This is a genomic window from Promicromonospora sp. NPDC023805 (assembly GCF_040639635.1).
GTDB lineage: Bacteria > Actinomycetota > Actinomycetes > Actinomycetales > Cellulomonadaceae > Promicromonospora.
In genome coordinates this window covers 74,260-90,383 of the sequence record NZ_JBFAAH010000004.1, presented here as the reverse complement: position 1 = coordinate 90,383, position 16,124 = coordinate 74,260, and the positions used below count along the sequence as shown (strand labels likewise).

Here is a 16,124-nt window from a genome sequence, read left to right as displayed (position 1 = left end):
GCCTCGGTGGTGGTAGGCAGGTTGGCGGACACTGGCGTCAGATCTGCTTGATCACCCGAGCGAGCAGGTCGCTGATCCGCGGCCCGGCTTCCCGGCCCGCCTCCAGCACCTCCTCGTGCGAGAGCGGGTGGGGGCTGATCCCGGCCGCGAGGTTCGTGGCCAGCGAGATGCCGAGCACGTCCATGCGGCAGTGCCGGGCGGCGATGGCCTCGAGCGCCGTCGACATGCCGACGAGGTCGGCGCCCATCAGGGAGGCCATCTTGACCTCGGCGGGCGTCTCGTACTGCGGGCCGTGGAACTGCGCGTAGACGCCCTCCGGCAGGTCCGCGTCCACGCTCCGGGCGACGTCGCGCAGGCGCGGCGTGTACACGTCCGTCATGTCGGCGAACTTGGCGCCCTCGAGCGGCGTCTGGCCGGTGAGGTTCAGGTGGTCCTTGATGAGGACGGGCTGGCCGGGACGCCAGCCGATGTGCACGCTGCCGCAGCCGTTCGTGAGGATCACGGTCTCGCAGCCGGCGGCCGCGGCGGTGCGGACGCCGTGCACCACACGACGCGGCCCGAGGCCCTCGTAGAGGTGCGTGCGGGAGCCGAGGACGAGCGCGTGGCGCACCGCGCCGTCGGGCCGCTCGAAGCGGATGGACCGCGTGGTGGCCAGGTGGCCCTTGACCGCGGGCTTGAGGAAGCCGGGGATCTCGGCGGTGGGGATCTCGGCGACGACATCACCGATCAGCTCTGCCGCACCGCCCCAGCCGGAGCCGAGGACGAGCGCGATGTCGTGCCCTGGCACCCCCGTCTTCGCCGCGATGTATTCGGCGGCCGCCGCAGCGACGTCGAACGGGTCGGTCGTCGGGTCGTCAAGATCGAGGTCCGTGCTCATGGTCCGAGGTTAACGCCACTTTCACCGTGGCACGCGCGCACGGCCCCCGGCGAATCCTCGACAGCCGTGGACGATGCGAGAATGAGATCGTGACCCCCCTCGATCCCACCGCTGTCCCGCCCCACGTCGTCGTCGTGGGAGGTGGACCCGGCGGTTACGAGGCGGCGCTCGTGGCACGCAGCCACGGCGCCCAGGTCACCGTGGTCGAGCAGCAGGGCATGGGCGGTGCGGCGGTCCTCACCGACGTCGTCCCCTCCAAGACCCTCATCGCCACCGCCGAGTGGATGACCATCGCGGACCGCGCCCCCGAGCTCGGCATCCGCATGCCCGACGACGTGGTGGACCCGCTGTCCGACGTCGACGTCTCGCTGGCGACCGGCGGCATCCCCGTGGTGTCCGCGTACGCGGCTCCCGCGTCGGCGCAGGCGCTGGGCGGCGCGGGCGTGCAGGCTGCCGCGTCCGCCGCCGGGACGGCCGAGGAGAAGCGCAAGCACTTCGTGGACCTGCAGGCCGTGAACAAGCGTGTGCTCGCGCTCGCGCGGGCGCAGAGCGCCGACATCCGCGGCCGGCTGGAGCGCGAGGGCATCCGGATCGTCCACGGCAAGGGGCGCCTGGACGGGCCGGCGCGCGTGGTCGCGGAGCTGGCCGACGGCACCACCGAGGTGCTGGAGGCGGACTCGATCCTCCTCGCCCTCGGCGCGACCCCGCGCACGCTGCCCACCGCGGTGCCGGACGGCGAGCGCATCCTCACCTGGACGCAGATGTACAACCTGCGCGAGCTGCCCGAGCGGCTGATCGTCGTGGGCTCCGGTGTGACGGGCGCCGAGTTCGCGGGCGCGTACAACGCGCTCGGGTCGGACGTGGTGCTCGTCTCCAGTCGCGACCGGGTGCTGCCCGGCGAGGACGAGGACGCCGCCGAGCTGCTCGAAGGCGTGTTCCGCTCGCGAGGCATGACCGTGCTGTCCCGCTCGCGCGCCGCGGGCGCCGTGCGGACGGACGACGGCGTCGAGGTGACGCTGTCCGACGGCCGCGTGGTGCACGGCTCGCACGTGCTCGTGGCGGTCGGCGGGGTGCCCTCGACGTCGGGCCTCGGGCTCGAGGAGGCGGGGGTGCGGCTCTCGGGGTCGGGGCACGTCGTCGTGGACCGCGTATCGCGCACCTCCGTGCGCGGCGTCTACGCGTCGGGCGACTGCACGGGTGTGCTGCCGCTCGCGTCGGTCGCCGCGATGCAGGGCCGGATCGCCGTCGCGCACGCGCTGGGCGACGCCGTCCAGCCGCTCGCGCTGCGCACCGTCGCGTCCAACATCTTCACCGCGCCCGAGATCGCCACCGTCGGCTACAGCGAGGAGAAGCTGCGCGCGCAGAACTCCAAGTTCATCACCACGACGCTGCCGCTCGCGCGCAACCCGCGCGCCAAGATGCTCGGCATCAAGGACGGGTTCGTGAAGCTCTTCGCGCACCCCGAGGCGGGCGTGGTGCTGGGCGGCGTCGTGGTGGCGCCGCGCGCGTCCGAGCTGATCTTCCCGATCACGCTGGCCGTGCAGCACCGGCTCACGGTGGAGGACGTGGCCTCCGCGTTCACGATCTACCCGTCGCTGTCGGGCTCGATCGCCGAGGGCGCCCGCGTCCTGGACGCGCGAGTAGGCAAGTAGGGCGAGGCCTACGCGACGGACGCGTCGAGGATGATGCGGCCGTCCTCGATCTTCACGTGCGAGACCGTCAGGCCCGGGACCTTGGCCTCGAGCAGGCGTTCGACGTCGACGGCGATCCGGGCGTCCGGCTGCACGTCCACGACGCCCGGCGGCAGACCCTGCTTCGCGACCTCGTTCTCGATCGGCGCGGCGGCGAGGCTGAGCAGCCGGTGCGCCGGCAGGCCTGCGGCGTTCACCTCGACGGTGAGCGTCGCGACGCCGCGCTCGAAGGAGGCCAGGTGGACGTCGGCCCGCACGATCGGCGCGATCTTCACGGCCAGCTTGAGCGGCCCCGGCAGGTCCTCGAGCCGGCGCAGGTCCGCGACCACGCGGATCACGTCTCCGTCGCCGACGACGGACGTGATGATGGGCGGGGCCTGCTTGGCGATCCTCGCCAGGCCAAGCACCTCTTCGGGCGCGATCCGGATGTGCACGAATCGACCCTAACCCAGCATCGTGAGCAGCCGCGGCAGGGCCTCGCCGAACGCCGGCAGCAGCGTCAGCGAGCCGAGGTCCGCCAGGCCGACCCAGCGGACCTCGAGGCTCTCCGGATCGGCCGCGCGCGGCTCGATGCGGTACCCGGGGGCGACGTCGGCCACGACCGTCGTGTACGTCCAGGCCGGGTGCTCCAGCACGTGCGTGCCGACGACGTGCACGGCGGCCGGGTCGATCGCCGCCTCCTCGGCAGCCTCGCGCAGGGCGCCGGCCGCGGGCTTCTCGTCCGGCGCCAGCGCGCCGCCGGGGATGCCCCAGGTGCCGCCCATGTGCGACCACAGGGCACGGTGCTGGAGCACCACGTCCGACGGCGCCCCGTCGGCGTCCCGGCGGACGAGCAGCAGCCCGGCCGCCCCGAACAGACCCCAGTGCCGGTGGTCCCCGCAGGTCACCCAGCCGTCCCCGCCATGCCGGTGCAGATCGGTCGGGGGTACGGTCGCGTTCGGCACTGCGTCAGTCTGTCAGGTCGGGGCGGTGCGTGTCAGCGATCCGCCTCCTGCACACCTCAGGTCAGGCTCTACTTGTACCGCCTGAGCCTGCGGTTCCGCTCAGGGCGCGTGCCTCGTTCCTCGGCCCGCACCCTGCGCTGCACCTCCGGCTCAGGCTCTACTTGTACCGCCTGAGCCTGCGGTTCCGCTCCGGGCGCGTGCCTCGTTCCTCGGCCCGCACCCTGCGCTGCACCTCCGGCTCAGGCGGCGATGCCCTCGACGACGACCTTGCCGCCCTCGAAACGGAAGTCCGTCACCTCGGCGAACGAGCCGCGCATCAGGGCGCGCACGTCGAGGGAGATGGTGCCGTCCTTGCGGAGCTGCACGGCGTTCTCCGGCAGCCCGTTCTTGCGTGCCATCTTCGCGATGGTCCCGGAAGCGAGCGGGAGCAGCTTCGTGGCGGGCAGGCCGGCGGCGTCGGCGTCGACCTGCAGCACCGCGATGTTCTCGTGGAACGACGTGATCCGGGCCGAGCCGTGCACGACCGGGACGGCCTTTGCCGCGATCTTGACGGGCAGCGGGGCATAGGTCAGGCGGCGCAGGTCACCGGTCAGCGAGATGACCCCTTCGTCGCAGGTCAGGTCACTGACGAACGACGGAAGCGTCTTGCGCGGGCGGACAAGGGCGATGGCCTCTTCAGGGCTCAGTACTACGACGTGTGTCACGTCGCAGAACTTAGCCGATCAAAAGGGACCTTCTGGCCGCGGTCCGGAGGCAAACCGACCCGCTGAGCCTTTTTCACCCGCCCGCTGAGAAAATTCACCCGGCAGAGGCAGCGAAAACCGAGCTTCAGTCGACGATCTCGCAGATGGGAGCACCCGCCGACACACCTGCGCCGGGCTCGGCGGTCAGGGATCGCACGGTCCCCGCGCGGTGCGCCAGGATCGGCTGCTCCATCTTCATGGCCTCCAGCACGACGATGAGGTCGCCCTCGGCCACGGTCGCGCCGTCCTCGACGGCCACCTTGACGATGGTGCCCTGCATGGGTGACGCCAGCGTGTTCCCGGCGGTCCCCGACGTCTTGGTTCCGGCTGCTCGCCGGGCAGGACGACGGGCGGCGTTCGCGGTACGTGCTCGACCGGCGGCGACCCCCAGACCGGCGGGCAGCACGACCTCGAGCCGGCGTCCGCCCACCTCGACGACGACGCGCTCGGCGGCCACCTCTTCCTCCTCGTCCTCCGGCGCGGCCAAAGGCTTGGCAGGCGCGAGGGTCTTGAGGGTGTCGGCGAACTCCGTCTCGATCCAGCGGGTGTGCACCCGGAACGGCGAGCCGTCGGCGGGGACGAACGCGTCGGCCTCGAGGACGGCCTTGTGGAACGGGACCACCGTGGGGATGCCCTCGACGACGAGCTCGCGCAGGGCACGGCGGGCCCGCTCGACGGCCTGGGTGCGCGTGGCCCCCGTGACGATGAGCTTGGCGATCATGGAGTCGAACGCGCCGGAGACCGAGTCGCCGGCGACGACGCCCGTGTCGACGCGTACGCCCGGGCCGGTCGGCCACGCGATGGTGTTCAGGCGGCCCGGCGCCGGCAGGAAGCCCTTCGCCGGGTCCTCGCCGTTGATACGGAACTCGATGGAGTGCCCGCGAACCACCGGGGAGTGGTAGCCGAGCGGCTCGCCGGCCGCGATGCGCAGCTGCTCGCGCACCAGGTCGATGCCCGTGACCTCCTCGGTCACCGGGTGCTCGACCTGGAGGCGCGTGTTCACCTCGAGGAAGGAGATGGTGCCGTCGACCCCGACGAGGAACTCGCACGTGCCAGCGCCGACGTAGCCGGCCTCCCGCAGGATGGCCTCCGACGCCGCGTACAGGGACTTCTCCTGCTCCGGCGTGAGGAACGGCGCGGGCGCCTCCTCGACCAGCTTCTGGTGGCGGCGCTGCAGGGAGCAGTCCCTGGTCGACACCACTACGACGTTGCCGTAGGTGTCGGCGAGGCACTGGGTCTCGACGTGGCGCGGCTTGTCCAGGTAGCGCTCCACGAAGCACTCGCCCCGGCCGAAGGCCGCGACCGCCTCGCGGACCGCCGAGTCGAACATCTCGTCGATCTCGTCGAACGTGCGCGCGACCTTCAGGCCGCGGCCGCCGCCGCCGAACGCCGCCTTGATGGCGATGGGCAGCCCGAACTGCTCGGCGAAGGCCTTGACCTCGCTGCTGTCCTTGACCGGGTCCGGCGTGCCGGGGACCAGCGGGGCGCCCGCGCGCTGCGCGATGTGGCGCGCGCTCACCTTGTCGCCGAGCGACCTGATGGCCGACGGCGGCGGGCCGATCCAGGTCAGCCCTGCATCGATGACCGCCTGGGCGAACTCGGCGTTCTCCGACAGGAAGCCGTAGCCCGGGTGCACGGCGTCGGCGCCGGAACGGCGGGCGACGTCGAGCAGCTTGGCCGGGTCGAGGTACGTGTCCGCGGCACGGGCACCGCCCAGCGCGAACGCCTCGTCGGCGAGGTGCACGTGCAGGGACTCGCGGTCCTGGTCGGCGTAGACGGCGACGGATGTCAGCCCCGCGTCGGCGCATCCACGGGCCACGCGGACGGCGATCTCACCGCGGTTGGCGATGAGCACCTTCGAGATGGTTCGGGGCAGGCTGGTACTGGGCACGGCTCACCGTAACCCGGTGATAAGCGACCGAAGTACCGCCCCCGGGCACGTCGCGAAAAGTCTGGAGAGCAGACCAACCCCGACGCGGGCCGTTTGGAGGGTTCAGACATGGCGTCCGGCCAGATCCGTCGGATTGGCTGGGCGAGGTTGTGGACACCCCCCAGATCCCCGGCGGCAACGTAGGAGTGGTCGTCGAACGTAGAAGTGGTCGCTGCATGAGCCTTTTTGAGACGACGACGTCTACGTTCGACGGGTTGGAGCGACTGAGCCTACGTTCGGGACGGGTGGCCGTGCCGAGGCCGGAAGTCCTCCAGCCGTCTGAGGTCGGGTGGCGGTGGGATCGGCATGCGAGTTCGACCACAGGGACCGTGCTGATGCCGTTGTCCACAATTCCGCCGGAGTGATCTCCGCGGAGCCGATCATCAGAGTGGGATCGGCGACATGAGACCCAAGAGGACCCTGCCGCACCCGCTGCTGTCCCTCGCCGCGGCGCAGGAAGGCCTGGTGAACAAAGCGCAGTGCGACGCGGCGGGGGTCAACAAGCACGCCGTGGCGCTGCTGATCCGGCAGGGCCGGTGGGCCCGCGTCACCCGGTGCGTCTACGACACCGACCCCGAACCGGTCGAGCTGCGGCTACGAGACGGTCGGCACGACGACGTCCGACGCAGGGCGGCCTGGATCGGCATGCTCGCGGTCCCGGACGGGATCGCCACGGGGGCGTGCGCGCTGGCGCTGCTCGGGGTCGGTGGACTACCTGCCGACCTGGTGCCGGAGGCAGCTCGACCGGGCGGTATGTACGCGTCCGTCGGTGCGGGGATCGTGCTCCGTAGGTACCGATCCTTCGCGGACGTGCCCTACCGGGGGCGTCAGATCGCGGCGCTGGTGCCCGCGCTGGCGCAGGCGCTCCCGTACCTTCCTCGCTACGAGGCGGTGGCCGTGCTCAGCGATGCGCTGCACAAGGGTCTCCTCGACGAGGCCGGGCTCGAGAGCGTCCGCGAGCTCGTGCGTGGGCGGCGTGGTGCCGCCCAGGTGCACTGCCTGTTCGACCTGGTCGAGGAGCGCGACGGGTCCACCGCCGAGACGTACGCCCGCTTGTCCTTCATCGACAACGGGGTGCCGCCGGACGGGCAGCAGGTCACATTCGTCACTGGGGGTCTCGTCCTGGCGCGGGTGGATTTCGTCTGGACCCTGCCCGACGGCCGGTACGTGGTCGTCGAGATCGACGGTCGCGCGTTCCACTCGGGGGAAGCGATGCTCGCCGACGATGCGGCACGCCAGAACGGGCTGCTCGCCACCGGCAGGGTGATCGTCCTCCGGTTCCCGGCGGCCAGGGCACTGGGCGACGGCGGACGCAGCGTCGGTGACGAGATGGCAGAACGCCTGGCTCGCCTCGGTTGGCGCCCGGGCTCCCCGGTGAGCCCGAGAATAGACCTAGACCTCCCCGCACCGTCGCCAGCAGCGGCATTGAACGTAGGGGTGGTCGCCGGATGAGCCCCTATGAGGCGATTCGGCCTACGCTCGACGGATCAAGTGCGACCCGGCCTACGTTCACGGGGTGCGGAGGGAGCGCCAGGGGACGCCCAGCTCGGCCAGGAGCTCGCGCAGCAGCGGCAGGCTGAGGCCGACGACGCCGTGGTGGTCGCCCTCGATGCGCTCGACGTACGGGCCGCCGAGGCCGTCGATCGTGAACGCCCCCGCCACGTGCAGCGGCTCGCCCGTGGCGATGTAGGCGTCGATCTCGTCGTCGTCGATGTCGGCGAACCAGACGGTGGTCGAGCTCGTCGAGCCGAGGGTGCCGCCGGTGCCTCCGGCGTCGTTGTCGCGCAGGTCGACCACCCAGTGGCCCGAGTGCAGCACACCCTTGCCGCCGCGCATCGACCGCCAGCGTTCACGCGCGACCTCGGCGTCGGCGGGCTTGCCCACGACGGCGCCGTCGAACTCCAGCATGGAGTCGCAGCCGACGACTATGACGTCGGCGGGGTTCTCGATGGGCTCGGCCGACGACCCGTCGTCGCCGTCCGACACGCCGGCCTCGGCGTTGTCGCGGGCGTCCTCCAGCCGGGACGCCACCTCCTCGGCCTTGGCCTGTGCCAGCACGAGCACGGCATCGGCGGGATCAAGCTCGCCGAAGCGTTCGGTGGCGTCGGCGAGGACCTTGTCCTCGTCCACGCCGGACACGACTACTTCCGGGATGACTCCGGCGGACTTCAGCGTCGCGAGTCGGGCGGGGGACTGTGAGGCGAGGACCAGGCGAGGCACGCGCGCCACAGTAACGAGAAAGTGGCCGCGCGAAACGGCAAATTCCAAAATCCCCCCGACGTGACCCACGTCACCCTCTTGTTCTGGGCGTGACCGTCGCGCCGGGAACGGGCGCACAGTCGCGACGGTCACACCCAGAACGGGCAGGTCAGGCCAGGGCCTCGCGCAGGGTGTCCAGGCCCACCGAGCCCAGGTTGAGCGCCCGCGCGTGGAACGCCTTGGCGTCGAAGCTCTCGCCCCCGGCGGCCTTGGCGGCGTCGCGCGTCTGCTCCCACAGCCGCTGGCCCACCTTGTACGACGGCGCCTGCCCCGGCCAGCCCAGGTACCGGTTGAACTCGAAGCGGATGAACGACTCGGGCATGTTCACGTTGGCCATGAGGAACGGCCAGCCCTTCTCGGCGGTCCAGGTGCCGCCGCCCCACTGCTCCGGCGCCTCGAGGCCCAGGTGCACACCGATGTCGAACACGACGCGGGCGGCGCGCATGCGCTGGGCGTCGAGCATGCCGAGGCGGTCGCCGGGGTCGTCCATGTAGCCGAGGTCGGCCATGAGCCGCTCCGCGTAGAGCGCCCAGCCCTCACCGTGCCCGGACACCCAGCAGGCGAGCCGGCGCCAGTTGTTGAGCGTCGCGCGCGCGAACACCGCCTGACCGCACTGCAGGTGGTGGCCCGGAACGCCCTCGTGGTAGACGGTCGTCTTCTCGCGCCAGGTGTTGAACTCCGTGACGTCGGACGGCACCGACCACCACATCCGGCCCGGCCGGGACCAGTCGTCGCTCGGTGGGGTGTAGTAGATGCCGCCCGACTGGGTGGGCGCGATCATGCACTCCAGGTCGAGCACGGGCTCCGGCACGTCGAAGTGGGTGCCGTTCAGCGCGGTGATCGCGTCGTCGGAGGTCTCCTGCATCCAGGCCTTCAGGGCCGCCGTGCCGATGAGCTTGCGCGACGGGTCGGCATCGAGCACCGCGACGGCCTCCTCGACGCTCGCACCCCGGCCGGCGATCGTGGCCGCCACCGACTCCTGCTCGGCGACGATCCGGGCGAGCTCCTCCAGACCCCACTGGTAGGTCTCGTCGAGGTCGACCTTCGCGCCCAGGAAGTACCGTGACCAGAGGGTGTACCGGTCCCGGCCCACGGCGTCGGCCTCCGGCGCCTGCGGCGCGAGGTCGCGCTCCAGGAAGTCCGCAAGCTTGCCGTACGCGGCCTGCGCACCCTGCGCCGCCCGCGCCAGGTCACCGGACAGCGCGTGCCCCTCGCCGAGCGTGGCGCTCGCGGCCTCACCCGTCACGAATGCCGTGAAGAACGAGTCGCCGGCAGCCAGCTCCCGTGCCTGGGTGACGCACTCACGCACCTGGCGGATGGCGGCGACGTCGCCCTTGGCCGCGGCGGCGGTGAGCGACTCGATGTACCCGTCGACGGCGCCAGGGAGCTCGCTCATCCGGGAGGCGATGTTCTCCCATGCCTCTACCGAGTCGGTGGCCATCATGTCGAAGACCTCGCGGAGCCCTTGCACCGGCGACTCGATGTTGTTGAGCTTGCGGAGGTACTCGCCGGCCTCGTGCAGCTCCAGGTCGAGTCCTACGCGCTCGCGCATCGCGGAGAGGGTTACCCGGTCGACGTCGTCCGCGGGCTTAAGTCCTTCGAGCTTCGCGAGCACCTCGCGGTTCGCCTGGGCGGTGGCTTCGCGGCCTGCCGGCGAGAGGTCGTCCATCTCGTGGTCGTGGCCGGGCAGGCCCATACCGGTGGCGGACATCGGGGAGAGCTCGGTGAGGCGGTTGACGTAGTCGTCGGCGACAGCGTCGATCGCGGTAGGGGTACGTGTGGGGGAGGTCATGAGGGCGAGCCTACGGCTGCCCCTTGGCCCCCGAGCAGACGTTGTTCTCCGGCCGGCCGGCCTCTCCTACGACCGCAGGCTCCAGCGCCAGGCGTCCGCGTTGTGCCGCCCCGAACGCCCACCGAAGTTCTTGGCCGTCGACGCGCCGTTCCCGCGCAGCACCCGGGAGTGGTTGGTCCACTCGTCGAGCGGCGCGGCGTCGTCGGGCTCGGGGCCCGCCGCGGCCACCGCGGCGAGGCCCGCGACCAGGGCGGCCACCTCGACGTCGTCGGGCTCGCCGCGGACAACACGTACCTCGGAGCTCACTCGTCGTCCTCCTCGTAGAAACCGAAACCGGGAGCCTCGCCGCGCGAGGCGGCCCACTCGGCGATGTCGTATCCGCCCTCGGTGAGGTGCGTCGCGACGGACTCGCCGGCCGCGTCGAGCAGGTCGATGACGCCGTCCAGGCTGGCGTCACCGCCGCGCGCCGCGACGACGAAGCCGAGGTAGAACGACTCGCCACCCTCGGGCAGCTCGGACTCGATGATCTCGTCGGGGTCGGCGCCGTCCTCCGGCTCCCACACCGACGACGTGAGGTCCGGGTGCATGCCGAGCGAACCGTGCAGCGTGTCGAACAGGGCGGCGTTCAGGTGCCCCACTTTCGACTCGAGGGCCAGCACCCGCGGGTCCTCGTCCGCCTCCGCCGCACCGAACTCGGCGCGCACGCCCACAGCCGTCCCCACGTAGTCGTGCAGCGCAGCCGCCAGCGCATCGACGGCACGGTGCATCGGCTCCGTGTCGACGCGGCCCATCGGCGCCGGGCCGTGGGTGGCGTCCTCGTGACTCATCTAGTTCCTCATCCCGTCCGAACTGCCTCGGTCCTCCCGCCGTCAGAGCGGGATGTTGCCGTGCTTCTTCGGAGGAAGCGTAGATCGCTTGGTGCGCAGCGCGCGAAGCGCACGCACGACCTGCACGCGGGTCTCGGACGGGCGGATGACCGCGTCGACGTACCCGCGCTCGGCGGCGTCCCACGGGTTGACGATGGCGTCCTCGTACTCGGCGGTCAGCCGGGCGCGCTCGGCGTCGACGTCCCCGCCGGCCTCCGCGACCGTCTTCAGCGCGCCGCGCTGCAGGATGTTCACCGCGCCGCTCGCGCCCATCACGGCGATCTGGGCGGTCGGCCAGGCCAGGTTGACGTCGGCGCCGAGCTGCTTGGAGCCCATCACGATGTAGGCACCGCCGTAGGCCTTGCGCGTGATGACGGTGATCAGCGGCACGGTGGCCTCGGCGTACGCGTAGATCAGCTTGGCGCCGCGGCGGATGATGCCCTGGTGCTCCTGCCCGACGCCGGGGAGGAAGCCCGGCACGTCGACGAACGTCAGCACGGCGATGTTGAAGGCGTCGCAGGTCCGCACGAACCGCGCGGCCTTCTCCGCGGCGTCGATGTCGAGCGTGCCCGCCATGGACTGCGGCTGGTTGGCGACGATGCCTACCGACTGGCCCTCCACGTGCCCGAACCCGATCAGCACGTTGGTCGCGAACATCGGCTGCACCTCGAGGAACGACTCCGGGTCCAGTACCGCCTCGATGGCCGTGCGCATGTCGTACGGCTGGTTGTCGCTGTCCGGGATCAGCTCGTCGAGCGCCTCGTCGTCGGCGGTGACCTCGAGCGGCACGTCGTCCTCCGGCGGGAACGCCGGCGCGTCGGAGAGGTTGTTCTGCGGCAGGTAGCCGATGAGGTGGCGCACGTAGTCGATGGCGTCGTCCTCGTCGCTGCCCATGTAGTGCGCCACGCCGGACTTCGAGTTGTGCGTCCGGGCGCCGCCCAGGGTCTCGAAGTCGACGTCCTCGCCCGTCACCGTGCGGATGACGTCCGGGCCGGTGATGAACATGTTCGACGTCTGGTCGGCCATCACGATGAAGTCGGTCAGGGCGGGGGAGTACACCGCGCCGCCCGCGCTCGGGCCAAGGATCAGGGAGATCTGCGGGATCACGCCCGACGCCGCGACGTTGCGCCGGAACATCTCGGCGAACTGCGTCAGGGCCGCGACGCCCTCCTGGATGCGGGCGCCGCCGCCGTCGCTGATGCCGATGAGCGGCACACCCGTACGGAGCGCGAGGTCCTGGACCTTCGTGATCTTCTGGCCGTGCACCTCACCGAGGCTCCCGCCGAACACCGTGAAGTCCTGGGAGTAGATGCACACCTGGCGGCCGTCGATGGTGCCGTAGCCGGTGACCACACCGTCGCCCGCTATCCGCTTCTTCTCGAGACCGAAGTTGCGGCTGCGGTGCTTGGCGAGCGCGTCCAGCTCGGTGAAGCTGCCCTCGTCCAGCAGGGCGTCGATGCGCTCGCGGGCGGTCTTCTTGCCCCGCTTGTGCTGCTTCTCCTGGGCCGTCTGCTCGGGGACGTCGATGGCGGCCGCTCGGCGGGCGTCGAGGTCGTCGAGCTTGGCGCGCGTGCCGGCAAGGGTGGTGATGGCGTCGTTCACAGTTCGAGCGTAGTTGTCGGATGCCTCCCGCTCGATGCGTGAGCATCCAGCGGGTCACGCTGCTGCGTTGTGGGTTTCCTCCAAGGGCAGGTTCGGGGGCGAGGGGAGAGTATGGAGGGATGCGCCAGTCTCTGTACCGCGACAAGTATCGCGACAAGCTGACAGTCCCGGGGTTCGCGAGGGTCGAGGTCGTCGAGACCTCCCCCTCCACCAACGCCGAGCTCGTCACGGCGGTCCGGTCCGACCCGGCCGGCTGGCCGGCGCCGTCGGCCCTCGTCGCGGAGCACCAGACCGCGGGCAAAGGACGCGCCGGGCGCTCCTGGGAGACGCCCGCTCGCGCCGGCCTCACCGTGTCGGTGCTGCTGCGTCCGCAGGTTCCTGCCGAGGCGCTGGGCTGGCTCCCGCTGCTGGCGGGGCTCGCGGTGGTGCGCACGGTGTCCGACGGCGGGGTCACCGCCGCCGTGAAGTGGCCCAACGACGTGCTGCTCCCCGCCGTCGACACGATCGCCGGGCTGGGGCTCTACCGCAAGGTCGCGGGCATCCTCGCCCAGGTACTACCCGAGGCGCAGGGCACGCCGGGACCCGGGGCCCCGGCCGTGGTGCTCGGGATAGGCCTCAACGTCTCGCAGTCCGCGGACGAGCTGCCCGTACCCACGGCGACGTCGCTGGCGCTCGCCGGCTACCCGCGGCCCGACCGGACCGACGTCCTCGTGCGGCTGCTGGGTGAGGTGCACGCCGTCGTCCGGCGGTGGGAGAAGGCGGGGGGCGACGCCGCAGCGGCCGGTCTGCTGGACGAGTACACGGCGGTGTCCGCGACGCTCGGCACCCGCGTCCGCGCCGAGCTCGCGGGGGGAGCCGGCACGCTGGCGGGCGAGGCGGTCGGTCTGGACCGGTCCGGGGCGCTGGTGGTGCGCACGGAGTCCGGCGACGAGCGCACGGTGACCGCCGGCGACATCTGGCACCTGCGGTAGCCCTCCGGGTGAACTGGCCGGTCAGACGGGGTGAAGTCGGCGGCAATCCCTGCCGCATGCCGTAGCGCCTCCGGTAATGTCCGCCGGAGCGATGGCAGGCAAGTACGGGCGTGCGACGGCAGGAGACGCCATGGAGGCAGGTCGAACCACGGCCGCGGTGGCCAAGGCGATCGTTTGCGCGGCGGCCATCGTCGCGGTGTACCTGATCAGCACGGTCCGCCTGGACCGGGGGATCGTCCAGACCGACGGAACTCCGACGGCGGGCCTCGTCGCCGCCGGTATCGCCTGGCTCCTGGTCGTCTGGGTCCTGCTCTCCCGCGACGACGGCGTGCGCGGTGTGCGGCTGGGACTGTGGAACGTCGTCACCGTCGTCGGGATGCTGATCGTGCTCATGGGCATCCCGCTCGTGCTGACGCTCATAGCCTGACGCTCATTGCCTGACGCTCATTGCCTGACGCTCATTGCCTGACGCTCACTGCCTGACGCTCACTGCCTGACGTCCCGCGGATCCATGCGGGTGCATGAGGCCTGCGCGCCTACAGTGGTGACGTGCTCCACAATTCCGAAACCACTCACACCCACCACGACGCACCGGGTGCTGACACCGCGGCCCGGCTCGACGAGACGCTGCTCGGCGGCGCCCGCCGGTACACGCTGTCGCAGGTGGTGGAGCTGACGGGGCTGGACGAGCAGTTCGTCACCCGGTACTGGCGCTGGATCGGCCTGCCCGTCACGCACCCGACCGAGACGTGGTTCACCGACGCCGACGTCGAGGCGCTCAAGGACGCGGCGGGCCTGTTCGACGAGGAACAGATGGACGAGCGCGCCCAGATGACGTTCATCCGGTCCGTCGGCCACACCTCCGAGCGGCTGGCGCTGTGGCAGGTCGAGGCGCTCGTGGAGCACCTCGCGCGACGGTACGAGCTCGACGAGACGTCGGCCCGTCTGCTGGCCCTGGACCGGCTTCCCGAGATGTCCGAGATGCTCAGCCGCCAGCTCGAGCACGCCTGGCGGCGTCAGCTCGCGGCGCTCACGGGACGCACGGCCATCGAGTTCGCCGGCTCCCGGGGCGACGACCGCAACGACTCCCACCAGCTGCCGCTGCTGCGCGCTGTCGGCTTCGCGGACATCGTGTCGTTCACGAAGCGCACCGCGGGCCTGGGCTCGGAGGAGCTGGCGGAGTTCGTGCAGCGGTTCGAGGCCGGTGCGCGCGACGTGATCGTCAACGCGGGCGGCCGCGTGGTCAAGACCATCGGCGACGCGGTCCTCTTCGTGACCGACGACATCTCCACCGGCGCGGAGGTGGCGCTCGGCCTGGCGGAGACCTCCGGCGCGGCCCTTGGCACCGCGGCTCCGGGCGATCCGGAGATTCCGGTGCGGGTCGGGCTGGTGTGGGGACGGGTGCTGTCCCGGTTCGGCGACATCTTCGGTCCGACGGTCAACCTTGCGTCCCGCCTCACCGAGCAGTCGGACCCCTCGACGGTCCTGGTCGACAAGGAGACCGCCGCGAAGCTCGCGACGAGCTCCCGCTACGCGCTCACGGCTCAGCCCATCCGTGAGATCCCCGGCATCGGTCCGATGGCGCCGGTGCGTCTCCAGCACGCCTACCGGGGCTGACCCGGAGTCAGCGCAGCGATCGCATCGCGCCTGGTAGGAGCTTCAGCTGTGCCCGCCGCTCGGCGGCGAACGTGCGCCGGTCGCCCGACGACCAGTGGCGGTCGAACAGCCGTTTCGCGGCCGCGACGGCCTCGTGGCGCCGCTCGGCGATCCGGCCGGCCAGTGCGAAGGCCTCGTCCAGCGGCGAGTCGGTGACCGTCCCGGCGAGGCCGAGCCGGCCGGCGTCGGCCCCCGTGAACTCCTCGGCGGTGAAGGTGAGGCGCTTCGCCGTCTCGATGCCCACCAGCTGCGTCAGCGCGCGGATCCCCGACATGTCGGGGACGAGGCCGCGCTCGACCTCCTTGACGCACCAGCGGGCGTCCGGGGTCGTGAGGCGCAGGTCGGCGGCGAGGGCGATCTGCACGCCGGCGCCGAACACGTGGCCGTGCACGGCGGCGACCACCGGGACGGGCAGGCGCCGCCAGGCCCAGCAGGCCTCCTGGAACAGGTTGGTGCCGCGGGGTGTCGGCACGAAGGCTCGCGCCACAGCCGCCGGGTTGCGGGCCGCGGCGCCGAGGTCGAGTCCCGCGCAGAACGAGCGGCCGTTGCCCGAGACGACCACCGCGCGCAGCCCCGGGGTCCGCCCGAGCCTGCGCGCGGTCGCCCTGAGCTCGCCGAGCATGTCGAGCGACAGCGCGTTGAGCTTGTCGGGCCGGTCGAGGTGGACGTCGGCGATCCCGTCCGAGATGCTGCAGGTGATGCGGCTCCCGGACGGGACCGTCGACTGCGTGGGGCTGGCGCTCATGGGGCGCAGCCTACGCACCGCTGCCGATCAGCGGCGTGGTGATGCGGG

The 16,124-nt window shown here is 71.6% G+C and carries 16 protein-coding genes; 5 read left to right on the top strand and 11 right to left on the bottom strand.

The window, feature by feature from the left end; all coding sequences use genetic code 11:
- Nucleotides 1-37: 37 nt before the first annotated feature.
- Nucleotides 38-877 carry a purine-nucleoside phosphorylase gene (locus AB0F70_RS06595; RefSeq protein ID WP_357445004.1) on the bottom strand — a complete coding sequence of 280 codons (840 nt, stop codon included), beginning with the start codon at nucleotides 875-877 and terminating at the stop codon, nucleotides 38-40.
- An 89-nt stretch (nucleotides 878-966) separates the two neighbouring features.
- Between AB0F70_RS06595 and AB0F70_RS06590 the strand changes: the two genes are divergently transcribed.
- Entirely contained in the window at nucleotides 967-2,529 is a 1,563-nt protein-coding gene (locus tag AB0F70_RS06590; RefSeq protein ID WP_357445002.1) for an NAD(P)H-quinone dehydrogenase, read from the top strand.
- An 8-nt stretch (nucleotides 2,530-2,537) separates the two neighbouring features.
- On the opposite strand, the gene AB0F70_RS06585 is transcribed toward AB0F70_RS06590, so the two are convergent.
- The 4 genes from AB0F70_RS06585 to AB0F70_RS06570 all read right to left on the bottom strand — a co-directional run bounded on the left by AB0F70_RS06585 (nucleotide 2,538) and on the right by AB0F70_RS06570 (nucleotide 6,146).
- Nucleotides 2,538-3,002 (bottom strand): hypothetical protein, encoded by a 465-nt coding sequence (locus AB0F70_RS06585; RefSeq protein WP_357444999.1) that lies wholly within the window; start codon nucleotides 3,000-3,002, stop codon nucleotides 2,538-2,540.
- Between the two features lie 9 nt (nucleotides 3,003-3,011).
- Nucleotides 3,012-3,512, bottom strand: a complete 501-nt coding sequence (locus AB0F70_RS06580; protein ID WP_357444996.1) for an NUDIX domain-containing protein — start codon at nucleotides 3,510-3,512, stop codon at nucleotides 3,012-3,014.
- Between the two features lie 239 nt (nucleotides 3,513-3,751).
- The gene (locus AB0F70_RS06575) at nucleotides 3,752-4,216 is read right to left on the bottom strand and encodes a hypothetical protein (protein WP_357444993.1); all 465 of its coding nucleotides are present in this window, start codon (nucleotides 4,214-4,216) and stop codon (nucleotides 3,752-3,754) included.
- 124 nt (nucleotides 4,217-4,340) lie between these two features.
- Complete coding sequence (locus AB0F70_RS06570; protein WP_357444990.1) at nucleotides 4,341-6,146, bottom strand: biotin carboxylase N-terminal domain-containing protein; 1,806 nt, start codon at nucleotides 6,144-6,146, stop codon at nucleotides 4,341-4,343.
- 441 nt (nucleotides 6,147-6,587) lie between these two features.
- Between AB0F70_RS06570 and AB0F70_RS06565 the strand changes: the two genes are divergently transcribed.
- The gene (locus AB0F70_RS06565) at nucleotides 6,588-7,637 is read left to right on the top strand and encodes a type IV toxin-antitoxin system AbiEi family antitoxin domain-containing protein (RefSeq protein WP_357444987.1); all 1,050 of its coding nucleotides are present in this window, start codon (nucleotides 6,588-6,590) and stop codon (nucleotides 7,635-7,637) included.
- Nucleotides 7,638-7,694: 57 nt separating this feature from the next.
- Here the strand turns inward: AB0F70_RS06565 and AB0F70_RS06560 are convergent, their stop codons facing one another.
- The 5 genes from AB0F70_RS06560 to AB0F70_RS06540 all read right to left on the bottom strand — a co-directional run bounded on the left by AB0F70_RS06560 (nucleotide 7,695) and on the right by AB0F70_RS06540 (nucleotide 12,704).
- Nucleotides 7,695-8,405: a nucleoside triphosphate pyrophosphatase gene (locus AB0F70_RS06560; protein ID WP_357444984.1), complete on the bottom strand. Its 711-nt coding sequence runs from the start codon at nucleotides 8,403-8,405 to the stop codon at nucleotides 7,695-7,697.
- A 148-nt stretch (nucleotides 8,406-8,553) separates the two neighbouring features.
- The gene (locus tag AB0F70_RS06555) at nucleotides 8,554-10,236 is read right to left on the bottom strand and encodes a DUF885 domain-containing protein (RefSeq protein WP_357444981.1); all 1,683 of its coding nucleotides are present in this window, start codon (nucleotides 10,234-10,236) and stop codon (nucleotides 8,554-8,556) included.
- A 66-nt stretch (nucleotides 10,237-10,302) separates the two neighbouring features.
- A complete protein-coding gene (locus AB0F70_RS06550; RefSeq protein ID WP_357444978.1) occupies nucleotides 10,303-10,542 on the bottom strand; it encodes an acyl-CoA carboxylase epsilon subunit in 240 nt (79 codons plus the stop codon).
- The gene (locus tag AB0F70_RS06545) at nucleotides 10,539-11,063 is read right to left on the bottom strand and encodes a hypothetical protein (protein ID WP_357444975.1); all 525 of its coding nucleotides are present in this window, start codon (nucleotides 11,061-11,063) and stop codon (nucleotides 10,539-10,541) included. The genes AB0F70_RS06550 and AB0F70_RS06545 overlap by 4 nt, the downstream gene beginning before the upstream one ends.
- 42 nt (nucleotides 11,064-11,105) lie before the next feature.
- Complete coding sequence (locus tag AB0F70_RS06540; RefSeq protein ID WP_357444972.1) at nucleotides 11,106-12,704, bottom strand: acyl-CoA carboxylase subunit beta; 1,599 nt, start codon at nucleotides 12,702-12,704, stop codon at nucleotides 11,106-11,108.
- Between the two features lie 119 nt (nucleotides 12,705-12,823).
- Here AB0F70_RS06540 and AB0F70_RS06535 point away from each other — a divergent pair, with 119 nt between their 5' ends.
- The 3 genes from AB0F70_RS06535 (at nucleotide 12,824) to AB0F70_RS06525 (ending at nucleotide 15,292) form a co-directional block, all read left to right on the top strand.
- A complete protein-coding gene (locus tag AB0F70_RS06535; RefSeq protein WP_357444969.1) occupies nucleotides 12,824-13,675 on the top strand; it encodes a biotin--[acetyl-CoA-carboxylase] ligase in 852 nt (283 codons plus the stop codon).
- 130 nt (nucleotides 13,676-13,805) lie between these two features.
- Nucleotides 13,806-14,102, top strand: coding sequence for a hypothetical protein (locus AB0F70_RS06530; RefSeq protein WP_357444966.1), 297 nt, complete (start codon nucleotides 13,806-13,808; stop codon nucleotides 14,100-14,102).
- 122 nt (nucleotides 14,103-14,224) lie between these two features.
- A complete protein-coding gene (locus AB0F70_RS06525; protein ID WP_357444963.1) occupies nucleotides 14,225-15,292 on the top strand; it encodes an adenylate/guanylate cyclase domain-containing protein in 1,068 nt (355 codons plus the stop codon).
- A gap of 7 nt (nucleotides 15,293-15,299) precedes the next feature.
- Here the strand turns inward: AB0F70_RS06525 and AB0F70_RS06520 are convergent, their stop codons facing one another.
- Nucleotides 15,300-16,076 (bottom strand): crotonase/enoyl-CoA hydratase family protein, encoded by a 777-nt coding sequence (locus AB0F70_RS06520; protein ID WP_357444960.1) that lies wholly within the window; start codon nucleotides 16,074-16,076, stop codon nucleotides 15,300-15,302.
- Between the last annotated feature and the right edge of the window lie 48 nt (nucleotides 16,077-16,124).